The sequence below is a fragment of the Pseudomonas sp. HMWF006 genome, assembly GCF_003061205.1.
GTDB lineage: Bacteria > Pseudomonadota > Gammaproteobacteria > Pseudomonadales > Pseudomonadaceae > Aquipseudomonas > Aquipseudomonas monsensis.
Genome location: NZ_QAIU01000175.1, coordinates 13,322 through 28,901, shown reverse-complemented (window position 1 = coordinate 28,901; position 15,580 = coordinate 13,322). Strand labels below are relative to the sequence as shown.

The window sequence follows — 15,580 nt, the reverse complement described above, 5'->3', positions numbered from 1 at the left end:
TTACAGGGCTTTCGCTGGGATTGGCCTGCGAGAATTTTTTTTCATTAATTTTTTTGCGAGGCTTCGGTTGCTCAAGAAATGAGCAAAAAATCGGGTTTTTCACTATATCTTGTGTTTTGCAACCCTTTTGAGCGACCCCAGACACAACTGAGCCCGACCGAAGTCGGGCTGGAATCGACCCTCAAATGAGGCGCTGAGTGATCCGATTCGGTGCAGTCTCAATCATCAATTGGTGCAGCCGTTGCCCATGACGCTGTAACGCAGGATGTGACGCTGACCTTTGGAGTCGTCGTATTCCATTTTGGCCGGAACCACTTCGCAAACATTCGGCACTTCGCTCATGGATACAACTTTGGCGATGTCCAGGTGAGTGGAGTAAGTGTATTCCTCGATAACCGGTTGTTGCTGCGCGACATCAGTCGGAACCTCGTCTGCCATGGCGGTTGCGCACAGACTGCTGAGGGCCAGAACCAATAAAGCTTTCATTTCAAATTTACCTTCTTGAGGTCGAGTGGGGTCACGCAACCTTTTTAGGGTTGCGTGTGGAACTTCATCGTTTGCAGTTATTACTTGAGAGCTGGATTAACGGCCTTCGTGGGGGCTGTAACGTTGTTAATCGCGTTTGCCTTGTCGGCGAGGTGGATTTTAGGGAGGTGGAGTGGGGGTAAACAGGTGGGGTTTTGATAAACACTTTTGGCAGATTTGGTAACAATCGGTCGAAATCGTCTGCAACCAGGTTTGCTGGTGATGGGGTTTGCCTGAATAACCGAGTCGTCGGAATCGCTGGCAAGCCAGCTCCCACAGGGGTTGTGGGGTGTTGGAGCAAGCAGCGCAGGGCTTGCGTCAGGGGTAACTGGATGTTTTGTAGGGGCTTGTTACTACCATCGTCGAATGGTTCTATGGGGCCGGCCCGGCTACAACGGGGTCATACAAAAACAACTATTACACCGAGGTAGGAAAGATGAGTGCGGCTTCTCTGTATCCCGTTCGTCCCGAGGTTCTGGCTAATACGCTGACTGACGAGGCGACCTACAAAGCCATGTACCAACAGTCGGTCGTCAACCCTGACGGCTTCTGGCGCGAGCAAGCCAAGCGTCTCGACTGGATCAAGCCTTTCACCACGGTGAAGCAGACGTCGTTCGACGATCACCATGTCGACATCAAGTGGTTTGCCGACGGCACCCTGAACGTTTCCTATAACTGCCTCGACCGCCATCTGGCCGAGCGCGGCGATCAAGTCGCGATTATCTGGGAAGGCGACGATCCTTCCGAAAGCCGCAACATCACCTACCGCGAACTGCACGAACAAGTGTGCAAACTGGCCAACGCCCTGCGTGGTCAGGACGTGCACCGTGGTGACGTGGTGACCATCTATATGCCGATGATCCCCGAAGCTGTGGTCGCCATGCTGGCCTGCACCCGGATCGGCGCGATTCACTCGGTGGTGTTCGGCGGTTTCTCGCCGGAGGCCCTGGCGGGGCGGATCATCGACTGCAAATCCAAAGTCGTGATCACCGCTGACGAAGGCATTCGTGCCGGCAAGAAGATTCCGCTGAAGGCCAACGTCGACGACGCGCTGACCAACCCGGAAACCAGCAGCATCCAGAAAGTCATCGTGTGCAAGCGTACCGGTGGCGACATCAAGTGGAACCAGCATCGCGACATCTGGTACGAAGACCTGATGAAAGTGGCGGGCACCGTGTGCGCGCCGAAAGAGATGGGCGCCGAAGAAGCGCTGTTCATCCTTTATACCTCTGGCTCGACCGGCAAGCCGAAGGGCGTACAGCACACCACCGGCGGTTATCTGTTGTACGCGGCGATGACCCACGAGCGTGTGTTCGACTACCGTCCGGGCGAAATCTACTGGTGCACCGCCGACGTCGGCTGGGTCACCGGCCACAGTTACATCGTCTACGGCCCGCTGGCCAATGGCGCGACCACGCTGCTGTTCGAAGGCGTGCCGAACTACCCGGACATCACTCGGGTGGCGAAGATCGTCGACAAGCACAAGGTCAACATCCTCTACACCGCACCGACCGCGATCCGCGCAATGATGGCGTCGGGCACCGCGGCTGTTGAAGGCGCTGACGGCAGCAGCCTGCGTCTGCTCGGTTCGGTGGGCGAGCCGATCAACCCGGAAGCCTGGGACTGGTACTACAAGAATGTCGGCAAGTCGCGTTGCCCGATCGTTGATACCTGGTGGCAGACCGAAACCGGCGGCAACATGATGAGCCCGCTGCCGGGGGCGCACGCGCTGAAGCCGGGTTCGGCGGCGCGTCCGTTCTTCGGTGTGGTGCCGGCGCTGGTCGACAACCTCGGTAACATCATCGAGGGCGAGGCCGAGGGCAATCTGGTGATTCTCGATTCGTGGCCAGGTCAGGCGCGCACGCTGTATGGCGACCACGACCGCTTCGTCGATACCTACTTCAAGACCTTCCGTGGCATGTACTTCACCGGAGACGGTGCGCGTCGTGACGCCGACGGTTACTACTGGATCACCGGGCGCGTGGACGACGTGCTCAACGTGTCCGGCCACCGCATGGGTACCGCCGAGATCGAGAGCGCGATGGTCGCTCACCCGAAAGTCGCCGAAGCCGCGGTGGTTGGCGTGCCGCACGACATCAAGGGGCAGGGCATTTATGTCTACGTCACCTTGAAGAATGGCGAGGAGCCGAGCGAGCAACTGCGCCTGGAACTGAAGAACTGGGTACGCAAGGAGATCGGCCCGATTGCTTCACCGGACGTGATTCAGTGGGCGCCGGGGCTGCCGAAGACCCGTTCGGGCAAGATCATGCGCCGGATCCTGCGCAAGATTGCGACCGCTGAATACGACGGGTTGGGGGATATCTCGACGCTGGCGGATCCGGGTGTGGTGCAGCATTTGATTGATACGCACAAGACGATGAATGTGGCTTAAGCAATGATTCACAGAAGCCCTGTCCGGTTTTGCCGGGCGGGGCTTTTTTGTGTCTGGAGGTTTTGTGGTGACAGGCTGGCCTCTTCGCGAGCAAGCTCGCTCCCACAGTTTGACCGAGTACCTTCAGACAAAATGCAGATCCCTGTGGGAGCGAGCTTGCTCGCGAAGGCAATTTGTCAGACACCGGTGTAGTCCCTCGTCGGAACGCGCACTCACCCAACCAATAATTATCGATCTCCCCCGAAAGACATTTCCCGTTGTTACCCGCCACCCTCCGCGTAACCATATGTGTAACCGCCCGCCCCGTAGCGGGGCAAAGGGAAACGCAATGCTCCGTTTTAGAGCCTCAAAAACCCCGGTGAAAAATAAGACACAACGCTGCGCTTGCCGGATTAGAAGGGTTTGCGAATAATAGGCCCGCAATTTGCAGCATAGATCGGTTAACTGTCTTTCGCTCTTGCATGATTTTGCAAGGCTGTCAATGTGCTCAAGCGGGTTTCTCTGTGCATCTGTAATTAGTTGTCGCATTGAAGAAATATCGGCTTCGGGCCTGTCGTTAGAATGCCGATCACTCGCTCATCGTGGCTGACGTTGAAACCTTCGACGGTTTCAATGGGAAATTTCCCACCGATGCTGCACCGATTTCCCGATTCACCCATTCGCATATTGGGCTGTCGCTCACTCTGCCGTTTTTGCCCTTTACCGATGGAGTCCCAAGATGAAGAAACTTGTGCTGCTTGGCGCCCTGGCACTGTCCGTGCTGTCGCTGAATTCCTTCGCTGACGAAAAACCTCTGAAGATCGGTATCGAAGCGGCTTACCCTCCGTTCGCTTCCAAAGCCCCGGACGGCAGCATCGTCGGTTTCGACTACGACATCGGCAACGCTCTGTGCGAGCAGATGCAGGTCAAGTGCGTGTGGGTCGAGCAAGAGTTCGACGGTCTGATCCCGGCACTGAAAGTGCGCAAGATCGACGCGATCCTGTCGTCCATGTCGATCACGGAAGACCGCAAGAAGTCGGTCGACTTCACCAACAAGTACTACAACACCCCGGCACGTCTGGTCATGAAGGCCGGTACTCAGGTCAGCGAAGGTCTGGCTGAACTGAAGGGCAAGAACATCGGCGTACAACGTGGTTCGATCCACGAGCGTTTCGCCCGCGAAGTCCTGGCCCCGCTGGGTGCCGAGATCAAGCCGTACGGCTCGCAGAATGAAATCTACCTCGACGTGGCCGCCGGTCGCCTCGACGGTACCGTGGCAGACGCTACTCTGCTGCAAGACGGCTTCCTCAACACCGACGCCGGCAAAGGCTTTGCGTTTGCAGGCCCGGCGTTCACCGACGTCAAATACTTTGGTGACGGCGTAGGTATCGCTGTGCGCAAGGGCGACGCGCTGAAAGACAAGATCAACGCTGCCATCGCGGCCATCCGCGAAAACGGCAAATACAAGGCAATCCAGGACAAGTACTTCGCCTTCGATATCTACGGCAAGTAACACGTTTCTGCGACAAGTCCGAAATGGCGCAAGCAACAGGATCTCTGCGGTTTGCGCCATTTTTTCATCCCAACTTTCGAGGACCTGAATCATGTTGAAAGGCTACGGGGCTGTCATCCTCGATGGCGCATGGCTGACGCTTCAGCTCGCCTTGTCGTCCATGGCCCTGGCCATCGTTCTCGGGCTGATCGGTGTCGCGTTGCGCCTGTCGCCGGTGCGCTGGCTGGCCTGGCTGGGCGATCTGTATTCCACGGTGATCCGCGGGATTCCCGATCTGGTGCTGATCCTGCTGATCTTCTACGGCGGTCAGGATCTGCTCAACCGCGTTGCGCCGATGCTTGGCTATAACGATTACATCGACCTGAACCCGCTGGCCGCCGGTATCGGCACCCTTGGTTTCATCTTCGGTGCCTACCTGTCGGAAACCTTCCGTGGCGCGTTCATGGCGATTCCCAAAGGCCAGGCCGAGGCCGGTCTGGCGTATGGCATGAGCAGTTTTCAGGTGTTCTTCCGGGTGATGGTGCCGCAGATGATTCGTCTGGCGATTCCCGGTTTCACCAACAACTGGCTGGTTCTGACCAAGGCCACCGCATTGATTTCTGTGGTCGGTCTGCAAGACATGATGTTCAAGGCCAAGCAGGCGGCGGATGCCACTCGCGAGCCTTTTACCTTCTTCCTCGCAGTGGCGGCGATGTACCTGGTGATCACCAGTGTTTCGTTGCTGGCGTTGCGTCAACTTGAGAAGCGCTACTCGGTAGGCGTAAGGGCGGCTGATCTATGATCTTCGACTACAACGTCATTTGGGAGTCCATGCCGCTGTACCTCGGCGGCCTGCTGACCACCCTCAAACTGCTCGCGCTGTCGCTGTTTTTCGGTCTGCTGGCGGCCCTGCCGCTGGGCTTGATGCGCGTGTCCAAGAATGCCGCGGTCAACGGCATTGCGTGGCTTTACACCTACGTGATTCGCGGCACGCCGATGCTGGTGCAGCTGTTTTTGATCTACTACGGTCTGGCCCAGTTCGAAGCGGTGCGTGAGAGCTTCATGTGGCCGTGGCTGTCCAGCGCAACGTTCTGTGCGTGCCTGGCGTTCGCGATCAACACCAGCGCTTACACCGCAGAAATCATCGCCGGCAGCCTCAAGGCCACGCCGAACGGTGAGATCGAAGCGGCCAAGGCGATGGGCATGTCGCGCTTCAAGATGTACAAGCGCATCCTGTTGCCATCGGCCCTGCGCCGGGCGCTGCCGCAGTACAGCAACGAAGTGATCATGATGCTGCAGACCACCAGTCTGGCGTCCATCGTGACCCTGATCGACATCACTGGCGCGGCCCGTACCGTCAACGCGCAGTTCTACCTGCCGTTCGAGGCGTACATCACCGCCGGCGTGTTCTACCTGTGCCTGACCTTCATTCTGGTGAAGCTGTTCAAGCTGGCCGAGCGTCGCTGGTTGAGCTACCTGGCCCCGCGGAAGCACTGATATGGAACGCATCGACCACGTATTGCCGTGGAGCCATCTGGGCAGCGAGCGCAAGATCTCGGTGTTCCGGTTTGGGAGCGGCGAGCGCAAGGCTTACATCCAGGCCAGCCTGCACGCTGACGAACTGCCGGGCATGCGCACCGCCTGGGAGCTGAAAAAGCGCCTTGGCGAACTCGAAGCCCAAGGTCTGCTCAACGGCGTGATCGAACTGGTGCCGGTCGCCAACCCGCTGGGCCTCGGCCAGTTGCTGCAAGGCAATCATCAGGGGCGTTTCGAAGCCGGCAGCGGCAAGAACTTCAACCGCGATTTCGTCGAGCTGAGCGCGCCGGTTGCGGCGGCGCTGGCCGACCGTCTCGGTGACGATCCGCACGCCAACATTCGCCTGATCCGTCAGGCGATGGCTGATCATCTGGCGGCATTGCCCGAGGCGAGCAGCCAGTTGCAAGGCATGCAGCGCGTTTTGCTCAGCCATGCCTGCACCGCCGACGTGGTGCTGGATTTGCACTGCGACGCTGAAGCCGCGCTGCACATGTATGCGCTGCCGCAGCACTGGCCGCAGTGGCGTTCGCTGGCCGCGCACCTGGATGTGAAGGTCGGGTTGCTGGCGGAAGATTCTGGTGGCAGCTCCTTTGATGAAGCGTGCTCGTTGCCGTGGCTGCGCCTGTCGCGGCAGTTCCCGGACGCGCAGATTCCGCTGGCGTGCCTGGCGACCACCGTCGAGCTGGGCGGTCAGGCCAATACTGACCGCGCGGATGCGCTGGCGTGGGCCGAAGGCATTCTGGCATTCCTCGCCGAGCAGGGCCTGATCACTGGCGAGTGGCCGAAACCGGCGCACGAAGCCTGCGAAGGCATGCCGTTCGAAGGCACTGAATTGCTGTTGGCACCGCACCCCGGTGTGGTGAGCTTTTTGCGTAAACCCGGCGAGTGGGTCGAAGCCGGGGATGAGATTTTCGAAGTGATCGATCCTGTGTCCGATCGGGTCAGCACGGTGTGTGCTGGTACCTCCGGGGTGCTGTTTGCCATTGAACGGCTGCGCTATGCCCAACCCGGTTTCTGGCTGGCCAAGGTGGCGGGGCGCGAAGCGCTGCGTCACGGGCGCTTGCTCAACGACTGACTGACTGTTTTTGTGAGAACCGACCGCATGTACAAACTTGAAGTCCAAGACCTGCATAAACGCTATGGCAGTCACGAAGTGCTCAAGGGCGTGTCCCTGAAAGCGGCAGCCGGCGATGTGATCAGCATCATCGGCTCCAGTGGCTCCGGCAAAAGTACTTTCCTGCGCTGCATCAACCTGCTCGAGCAGCCGCACGCGGGCAAGATTCTGCTCAACAACGAAGAGCTGAAACTGGTGGCGAACAAGGATGGCGCGCTGAAAGCCGCTGATCCGAAACAGCTGCAACGCATGCGTTCGCGCCTGTCGATGGTGTTCCAGCATTTCAACCTGTGGTCGCACATGACCGCGCTGGAAAACATCATGGAAGCGCCGGTCCACGTGCTGGGCGTGTCCAAGGCCGAAGCCCGCGAGAAAGCCGAGCACTACCTGAACAAGGTTGGCGTGGCCCATCGTAAAGACGCGTTCCCGGGGCACATGTCCGGTGGCGAGCAGCAGCGTGTGGCGATCGCCCGTGCGCTGGCCATGGAGCCTGAGGTGATGCTGTTCGACGAACCGACCTCGGCCCTCGACCCGGAACTGGTTGGCGACGTGCTGAAAGTCATGCAGGCCCTTGCTCAGGAAGGCCGCACCATGGTTGTGGTGACCCACGAAATGGGCTTTGCCCGTGAAGTGTCGAACCAGTTGGTGTTCCTGCACAAAGGCGTTGTTGAAGAGAGCGGCAACCCGCGCGAAGTGCTGGTCAATCCGCAATCGGAGCGTCTGCAGCAGTTCCTGTCGGGTAGTCTCAAGTAATCAGGGCTGCCGATCTGCACCGGAATAGTGCATGCTCCGCAGCCTGAAGGCTGGCTAAAATCCCTGTGGGAGCTGGCTTGCCAGCGATAGCGGTGGGCCAGATTGCATGTCTGGTACAGATACACCGCCATCGCTGGCAAGCCAGCTCCCACAATAGATCTCTGCCAGTTTTGCGATTTGCGTTCATTTACGGGCTAGCATTGGCCCATGCCTTCATCACCGTTGTTCGTTCCGGATTGCCCGCCCATGACTGCCCATCGAATTGGTTTCCTGATTTGGCCCAGCACTAAAGCTCTGACGCTGGCGCTGGCGGAGGAGGCCTTGCGTGTCGCTCAGCGGGTTCACCCGGACGTGGTTTACGAGTTGTCCTTCCTGCACGCCGAGCCACCGGCCGAAGGCGCCTGGCAATTGCCGGGGGAGGCCTGGACCGGCAAGCTGGAAAACTTCCAGAAACTGTTCCTGCTCGCTGACGAGCCGCCGACCACTCTGGCCCCGGCGCTCAGCAGCGCGCTCAAGCAACTGGTGCGCGCCGGTTGTGTGATCGGTGGGTTGTCGGCCGGTGTCTATCCGTTGGCGCAACTCGGTCTGCTCGACGGTTACCGCGCTGCCGTGCACTGGCGCTGGCAGGACGATTTCGCCGAGCGCTTCCCGAAAGTCATCGCCACCAGTCATCTGTTCGACTGGGATCGCGATCGCTTGACCGCGTGTGGCGGCATGTCGGTGCTCGACTTGCTGCTGGCGGTGCTGGCCCGCGATCACGGTGCGGAACTGGCCGGTGCCGTCTCTGAAGAACTGGTGGTCGAGCGCATCCGTGAGGGCGGCGAGCGTCAGCGCATTCCGTTGCAGAACCGCCTCGGTTCCAGCCATCCGAAGCTCACCCAGGCGGTGCTGCTGATGGAAGCCAACATCGAAGAGCCGCTGACCACCGACGAAATCGCCCAGCACGTGTGCGTGTCCCGTCGGCAGCTGGAGCGGATCTTCAAGCAGTACCTCAACCGCGTGCCGAGCCAGTACTACCTGGAATTGCGCCTGAACAAGGCCCGGCAGATGTTGATGCAAACCAGCAAGTCGATCATCCAGATCGGCCTGTCGTGTGGCTTCTCCTCGGGGCCGCACTTCTCCAGCGCCTACCGCAACTTCTTCGGTGCCACGCCGCGGGAAGATCGCAACCAGCGGCGCAGCAGCAGCCCGTTCGAATTGTCGTCAGTGCCGTCCGAGCGTAGCTGAACGCGACCTGTCAGAGTGACGATCCCGAGAGTCCGCTTGAGGTGGAGGACTGACCGCTGCCATAGGGTAAGTTCGGGTTTGTAACGTTTTGGAGTTGCTGCTGCTGTCGTTTTTGTTCGGCCAGTGCATTTGCCCTTGCCAGACGCTGGATTTCGACGTGGTGCAGGCTTTCCCCCGAGAGCGGGTTGTCGCTGAAAATAAAGTCGGCGCTATTGATGCTCGCCAACTCGGCAGGCAAATCGGTGAAGGCATTGCCGGACAGGTCGGCGTACACCAGGTGCGGACGGTTAAACAACCCTGACGGGATTCGGCTGAGCCCTGTGTTGCCCAGATCCAGCCAGACCAGTGCGGTCATCTGACTGAGGTCGGGCGTCAGGCCCAGGGAGTTGTTGCGCAATTCAAGGCGACTCAGGTTATTCATGACGCTCAATGCATCGACGTTGGCGGGCGTCAGGGTAACGTTGCATTCGGGCAGGTTGAGTTCAGCCAAATCCTCCATGGTCAGCACCGCGTCGGGAATGTTCCCCAGTTGATATCCCTGGATCGTCAGACTGCGCACCTTGGGAAAACCATTCAGGAACTGGCCGAGTTGAGGGGCCGCGCCGCCTGTTCGAGTCAGTTTCAGGGTGCGGATATGTCCGAAGTCCGCCGACAGGGTCGGCAGTTCGCCAGTGAGCGGAACGCTGGATGAGAATTCAAACTCCGAGGTATCGTCCGGGGTGATTCGGCGCCAGCAATGTTCGAGCTGTTCCTTGAATTTCATCCGGTTGGTGCGTTCCTGCAGCAGGGCGTCGTCTGTCAGGGGGACCCGAGTGACAGGGTCGAGCGGAACGGTATTGGCCCATGATTGCAGATCGCTGGACAGGGTGGCGATTTCAGTCTGGCGCCGCACAAGTTCCAGGCGCCCTTCGGCGAGTGTCCCCGGCAGGCTGTAGACGATCTTGCTCAGGCGCTCTCCGGTGACGTCAGGGTAGAGCGTACGTCCCAGTTCGATATCCTCGGGTTCGACCCACACATTGAAGTCGCTTCCCGTGCGTTGGTGGTAGATCTTTATCCGTTCCCGTGTCGTCAATGACAACGGATTGTTGCTCAGGTCAAATCCGTCGCTGACGTTGGCCGGGACCCGGAAAAGGGCCTCCGGAAGTTCGCTGATACGATTTTCGCTGAGTATTGCGTATGTGAGTCTGGAGCGTTCCAGCAGCCCGATGGGGATCTGGTCGATTCCGGTGCTGGCCAGGTCGATGACATTGAGTTCCGGCAGAGCAGAAAGAACCGGGGTGCGGCCCAGAGGATTGTCGTACAGGTCCAGCGATTGCAGTTTGCTCAGGGACGACAGGAGCGTCTGCGCGGGTTCGTCGAAAACGATGTCACAGCGACTCAGTACCAGCGTTTCGAGATCGGACATGGTGGCGACAGCTTCAGGGAATTTGCCCAGTGTGAAGTCGCGCATTGCCAGGGTTTTCAATCCGGTAAAGCACCGCAGGAAACCTTCAGCGGAGGTCAAATCCTTGTTGCCCAACAGGGAGAGCTGACCGATGTGGCTGAAGTCAGCCGTCAGCGCTGGCAAGTCACCGAAAAAAGTCAGATCGGCGATAAAACCATTGGATCCGGGCTTTGACCGGGAGACGTGCCGGTTACGCCAGAACTGCTCGACTTTCTTGCCGAACGCGCGCCTGTTCAGGCGCTGCGTTGCCCTGTCCGCAGCGCCCATGACCTGGGCGGGGACGCGATTCGACCATGCCTCGAGATCGCTGAGCATTTTGCCGATTTCCGTTTCCCAGTTCGCCAATTGCGCAGTGCCATCGGCCAATGTCCCGGGCAAACGATAAAACACGTCTGCGGCCTCTTTAATATTCAGGGTTGGAAACAGGTTCCGTGTACGGCTGATGTCGGCCTGGTCCGGCAGCACGCCAAAGTTGGCCTCGTGTTGCGTGTAATAAACCTTGATGCGCTCGCGGGCTGCCCGGGACAGAGGGTTGGCGGACAGTTTTGTCGCACGGGCCAGTTTGATGTCGAGCTCAAAAAAGGCTTCGGGCAGGTCGGTAATCGCGTTGTTGTCGAGGTGCGCTTCACGCAGGTTCGGGTGTGTGCCAATACCGTCCGGGACTGCGGTAATTTCGGTGCTGGACAGGCGAAGGTCACTGAGTGCCGGCATGTTCGTGATGTCCGGCGCCCGCGTCAGCGGATTGTGGCGCAGATCCAGGCTCTCAAGATCGGGCAGTGACTCCAGTACTGTCTGGCCGTTGTCGGTGAGGGTCAGGTTGCAGTTGGCCAGCGTGACGTCTATGAGTTCCGTCGTACGAGTCAGGGACGCGGGTATTTCGCCCAGGGAGAAATCGTGGAGCTCAAGAATCTGCAGGTTGCCGAACTGCTCAATGAACGGGCCTGTGCCACTGATCGCAGGGTTGCCCCGAAGATTAAGTTTCAAGACGTGGCTGAAATCGGCGGTCAGAACCGGCATGTCGCCCTGGAAGGTCGGGTTAGCCGTGAAAGCGTCCATGCGTATGCCGGAGGTCTCTGAGCGTGTTCGCCAGAGTTGCTCGAATTGGTCGGCGAATTCCCTTCGGGAGGTGGTGTTGATGAATTGTTCGGCGGCGCTGATCGCTTCGCCAGTCACGGGATCCTGCTTCGGTACCTGGGTTGCCCAGGCCGTGAGATCGGCCAGCAGGGTAGTCAGTTCGGCCTGCCAGATGTTGAGCCGGGTCCGGCTGTCGGCCAGTGTTCCGGGCAGGTCATAGATGATCCCGCTGGCGTCTTCCTGGTCAAGGGACGGGAACAGTGATTGCATCAGCGCGATGTCCTCGGGAGCAGCCAGAACATTGAAGTCTTGCCCGGTTTTGCGGTAATAGGTTTTTATCCGCTCGCGAGTCACCGGCGACAATGGGTTGTCGGCAAAGATCATACCGTCGGTGCGAATGGCGGGCAGGTCAAGCAACTCGACGGGGAGTTCTCTGATCCTGTTGCCGCTGAAAATAGCGTTGACGAGGTTGGCGTGATCGGCCAGTCCGGGAGGCACCTGCGACAGGTGGGTGTTGGCCAGATCGAGACGGTTCAGTTCTGGCAGAAAAGTCAGGTCGGGAAACGTGCCCAGCGGGTTGTCGCTCAAGTCCAGCATTTGCAACTGCGGCATCGAGACAAGCTTTGCCTGGTTTTCCGGGGTCATCACTACACCGCAATCCTGGAGTTGCAGTGTCTGCAGGTCGGGCAGGTCAACAGCTGCCAGCGAGTTCGGGTCGAAGTCGAAAACACTCAGCTCCAGTGACGTCAGCTTCTGGAAGCGTCGCAAGAACGGTTCTACGCCGGTCACCCCTTTGTTGCCATTGAGCGTCAGGTGGGCAACATGATTGAAATCGCTATCGATCACCGGCATATCGCCCAGGAATCCGAGGGTCAGCTCCAACTGACTGCCGTGGTGCTCGGGAACGAAGGGTGATTGGTTACGCCAGAAATTCTCCAGCCTCTGGCTGAAGTCCAGCCTGGCGAGACGATCGCGGGTTCGTTCGCTGAGCGTCAACGGTTCTTGGGTAGCGGGAGAGCGTCGGGGGGTATCGTTGCTCCATCTCGCGAGCTCGACTTGCAGCCGTCCAAACTCTGCCTCCCAGGCTGTGAGTCTGGCGTGGCCGTCCACCAGCGTTCCGGGTAATTGATAAATCAGATCCACGGCTCGATCAGCGGTGACGGCGGGAAAGAGCCGGGTGGCCAGTTCGATATCGGCGAGGTCAGGCACTACGCCGAAGTGCTTGCGTGTCTGTTGGTAGTAAAGCTTCACTCTTTCCCGGCTGGCTGCGGACAGCCGCGGGTTGGCGCCGAAGAGGAATCTGTCACTGAGTGCGCTGGCGAGATTGAAGAACTCATCGGGAATTTCAGTGATCGGATTACCGGCGAACCGTCCGGAGACCAGGCTTGGATGAACAAGCATGCCCGCCGGCACCGTCGAAATGCCGGTGTTATCGAGGTTGAGATAACTCAATGCGGGCATCGTGCGCACATCAACCGGCTCACCCAGCGGATTGTCTGAAAGATCCAGGACTGAGACCTGCGGCAGGGACGTCAGTGTCGCCCGGTTCGCCTGGGTCATGGTGATGCCGCAGTTGCGCATGGTCAGTCGCTGCAGGCCCGGCATCGAGGTCAGGGCCTGGGGCAGGGTCGGCAGGTCGAGGTTCTGCACGTCCAGGGAATGCAGTCCCGGGAATTGTCGCAAAAACGGTTCCAGGCCACGGGTACTGGCATTGCCGTTCAGGATCAGCAATCTGACATGATTGAAGTCGCCGCTCAAGGTCGGTAGATCGCCCATTATCGGATCCGTGATCTGCAACAGGTACCCGGCCGATTCCTGTGTTTCCCGGCGCCAGCAGCGTTCGATAGCATTGCTGAACTCCCGGCGGCTTTGTTGTGCCGCGCGACGTTGAGTGTCAGTCAGCGCGATTGCGCTACGCGGGTCTCTCGTCGGAACCCGGGTTTCCCACACACGCAGGTTGTCGCGCAACAGGGTGAGCTCGTCACTCAGGCGGGCGAGCTCATTGGCGATGCGTCTTGGGTTGTTCGCAAACCTCGCGGCAAAGGCGCGTGCGTCTCTGGCGTTGTAACCGCGATAGATCACGCGAATCCTGTCCAGAGGCGGCTGATTTACCTCCTGGCGCCGTGTTGCAAGGAGTTCTGACACGGGAGACAGTCTTTCACGGCTCCGGAAGCCGACCAGGCGCAGGGGGTCGACTTCCGGGTGACGGACCGGCGCCAGCGAAACGGCTACACGAAAATCGCTGCGATCGAGGGGCCGTGCACGGATGGCGGTCTTGAGTTTTTCTGCCTGACCGATATGGATGTCCATGGCCTGACGCTCGGCGTCCGGCAGCGCATAGAGGATGCTTGAGTACACGTCGGTGGCCCCGTGCAATTCATGCCCGCGGTCATCGAAGGGCTGATAAGTGCCATCGGGTTTGCGCACCAAAACCTTTTGTTCCGGCGCATCAGCGCGGCCGGTGCTGTCGAGCATCGGACCGGCATAGGTGCCGTCGCGGATTTCCAGGCGTACCTCGCCGCTCCAGCCGGGCACGTACCGCAGGCTGTGCAGAACCAGGGTGTCGGTGTCCGGATTGGTCACCGAGTCCAGTTCCAGCCCTTCGAATGCGCGGGTGACGCGGACTTCTTCGCTGGCCACCTGCATGAGCTCCTGCTGTCGCTGGGGCAGTTGGCCTTCGCTGATTTGCAGCAGCTCATCACTGCGGGTGGTGTTGAGCAGTTCCTGGGTGACACGCGGTGGCAGGGGCGGTTCGAATTGCGCAAGGGTGGTGTGCAGCGGGTCGTCGACGCTCTCGAGGGCTCGGTAACGCGACTCGAACAGGCTGCTGCGTTGCGCCTTGGCCAATTGCAGCAGTTGTTTGCGCAACTCGCGGGCGCGGATGTCCAGCGGCAGGTCCGGGCCACCAAACGGCTCGTCGAGCAAGGCCTTGGCCTCTTGTTCGCTGAGGTCCTGCAGCAGTGATGTGAGCACATCATTGTCGATCAGACTGGTCTGGCGCAGATCGGTCAGTGGCAAGGTTTCGTCGCTCGACGACTGCCAGCTGACCTCTCCTTGTCCGTTCAGCAAGCGCAGGCGTTTACCCGCAGGCCAGCGTCCGTGTTCGGTGAGCAATTGCAGTTGCGTCTGCGGATCGGTGCGGCGGTATTGTTCGGGCAGGTCGCTGGCCAGTTGGTCGATGAACACTTGCAGGTCCTGGTCGATCCGGAAGCGGCTGATGCTGTCGGCCAGCAGTGGCGGCACTGACGCCTGCTCGGCGTGCATATTGCGCAACGCGTCTTCGTCGTAGCCGCTGACTTGCAGAATGCGTTCACGCCGTTCCGGTGTGAACCCTTGCATCTCATGACCGATGCGGCGCAACGCGGTCGCTTTGTCCCATTCCAGCGGTTGTTCGAGCTCGGTGTGCCAGGCGCCATCGCCGTTGTGGCGCACGACGGGCTGGTAGGCGTCGGGGCGTGTTGGGTGTTCGATACGGTACTGGCCGGGGATCGCGGATTCGCTGACGGCAAAGTGCGCGTCTTCCAGCGGCAGAATCTGTTTGCCCTGATGCTCGTGCAGACCCAGTGGGGAGGGTTTGGAATCGGCTGCCGGCAGGGATTTCTGCTGATAGCGGGTCAGGTCCTGATCCCAGTAGCGGGTATTGCCGTTCGCCAGCTTCACCGGTTTGAAACGCTCGATGAACGCGATGACTTCCTTGGGCAGGACTTTACGAAACTCACCCACTGCAATCGAGCCGCCGACGGCAAACAGGCCCAGTTGAATCGCCGCGTCCACCATCCCCACCAGATGCGTGAACGCTTCGGTGAGCTGGCCTTGCGCCCATTCGACGATGCCCTCGAACACTTCGTCGAGAAACTGATAGGCCATGTAGGCCATCATCAGTTCGCCCAGCCCCGGCACGAACGGCGCGATGATGAACACGGCGGTCTGCAAAATGGCCGAGGCGATACCGACGAAGGAATCCCACAGCGCCCAGCGGGCATTCGAGTCGACCGTGGCGGTGGCGACCGCGATGACCTGGCCGTCATTGAGAATCTTGTTGAG

General features: G+C 59.6%; 9 protein-coding genes. 7 read left to right on the top strand and 2 right to left on the bottom strand.

What is annotated here, in order from left to right; all coding sequences use genetic code 11:
• Window positions 1–225: 225 nt before the first annotated feature.
• Window positions 226–486 (bottom strand): DUF2790 domain-containing protein, encoded by a 261-nt coding sequence (locus DBR24_RS06960; protein WP_027612631.1) that lies wholly within the window; start codon window positions 484–486, stop codon window positions 226–228.
• Between the two features lie 475 nt (window positions 487–961).
• On the opposite strand from DBR24_RS06960, the gene acs reads away from it, so the two are divergent.
• The 7 genes from acs to argR all read left to right on the top strand — a co-directional run bounded on the left by acs (window position 962) and on the right by argR (window position 9,018).
• On the top strand, window positions 962–2,917 hold the full coding sequence (acs, locus tag DBR24_RS06955; protein WP_123467028.1) for an acetate--CoA ligase: 1,956 nt from the start codon (window positions 962–964) through the stop codon (window positions 2,915–2,917).
• Window positions 2,918–3,635: 718 nt separating this feature from the next.
• The gene (locus DBR24_RS06945; protein ID WP_123467024.1) at window positions 3,636–4,409 is read left to right on the top strand and encodes an ABC transporter substrate-binding protein; all 774 of its coding nucleotides are present in this window, start codon (window positions 3,636–3,638) and stop codon (window positions 4,407–4,409) included.
• A gap of 91 nt (window positions 4,410–4,500) precedes the next feature.
• Window positions 4,501–5,190 (top strand): ABC transporter permease, encoded by a 690-nt coding sequence (locus DBR24_RS06940; RefSeq protein ID WP_128614309.1) that lies wholly within the window; start codon window positions 4,501–4,503, stop codon window positions 5,188–5,190.
• On the top strand, window positions 5,187–5,885 hold the full coding sequence (locus DBR24_RS06935) for an ABC transporter permease (RefSeq protein ID WP_123467020.1): 699 nt from the start codon (window positions 5,187–5,189) through the stop codon (window positions 5,883–5,885). The genes DBR24_RS06940 and DBR24_RS06935 overlap by 4 nt, the downstream gene beginning before the upstream one ends.
• A gap of 1 nt (window position 5,886) precedes the next feature.
• Window positions 5,887–6,999 (top strand): M14 family metallopeptidase, encoded by a 1,113-nt coding sequence (locus DBR24_RS06930; protein WP_123467018.1) that lies wholly within the window; start codon window positions 5,887–5,889, stop codon window positions 6,997–6,999.
• 27 nt (window positions 7,000–7,026) lie between these two features.
• Window positions 7,027–7,791 (top strand): ABC transporter ATP-binding protein, encoded by a 765-nt coding sequence (locus DBR24_RS06925; RefSeq protein WP_003227281.1) that lies wholly within the window; start codon window positions 7,027–7,029, stop codon window positions 7,789–7,791.
• A 246-nt stretch (window positions 7,792–8,037) separates the two neighbouring features.
• On the top strand, window positions 8,038–9,018 hold the full coding sequence (argR, locus tag DBR24_RS06920; RefSeq protein WP_123467017.1) for a transcriptional regulator ArgR: 981 nt from the start codon (window positions 8,038–8,040) through the stop codon (window positions 9,016–9,018).
• Between the two features lie 10 nt (window positions 9,019–9,028).
• Here argR and DBR24_RS06915 read toward each other — a convergent pair.
• Window positions 9,029–15,580: DUF6543 domain-containing protein (locus DBR24_RS06915; protein ID WP_218278125.1), on the bottom strand; the 6,552-nt coding region annotated here is incomplete at its 5' end.

Excerpts from the sequence above, each read along its gene's own strand:
- DBR24_RS06960 (WP_027612631.1), bottom strand. The coding sequence starts at position 486 with ATGAAAGCTTTATTGGTTCTGGCCCTCAGCAGTCTGTGCGCAACCGCC.
- acs (WP_123467028.1), top strand. The coding sequence starts at position 962 with ATGAGTGCGGCTTCTCTGTATCCCGTTCGTCCCGAGGTTCTGGCTAAT.
- DBR24_RS06945 (WP_123467024.1), top strand. The coding sequence starts at position 3,636 with ATGAAGAAACTTGTGCTGCTTGGCGCCCTGGCACTGTCCGTGCTGTCG.
- DBR24_RS06940 (WP_128614309.1), top strand. The coding sequence starts at position 4,501 with ATGTTGAAAGGCTACGGGGCTGTCATCCTCGATGGCGCATGGCTGACG.
- DBR24_RS06935 (WP_123467020.1), top strand. The coding sequence starts at position 5,187 with ATGATCTTCGACTACAACGTCATTTGGGAGTCCATGCCGCTGTACCTC.
- DBR24_RS06930 (WP_123467018.1), top strand. The coding sequence starts at position 5,887 with ATGGAACGCATCGACCACGTATTGCCGTGGAGCCATCTGGGCAGCGAG.
- DBR24_RS06925 (WP_003227281.1), top strand. The coding sequence starts at position 7,027 with ATGTACAAACTTGAAGTCCAAGACCTGCATAAACGCTATGGCAGTCAC.
- argR (WP_123467017.1), top strand. The coding sequence starts at position 8,038 with ATGACTGCCCATCGAATTGGTTTCCTGATTTGGCCCAGCACTAAAGCT.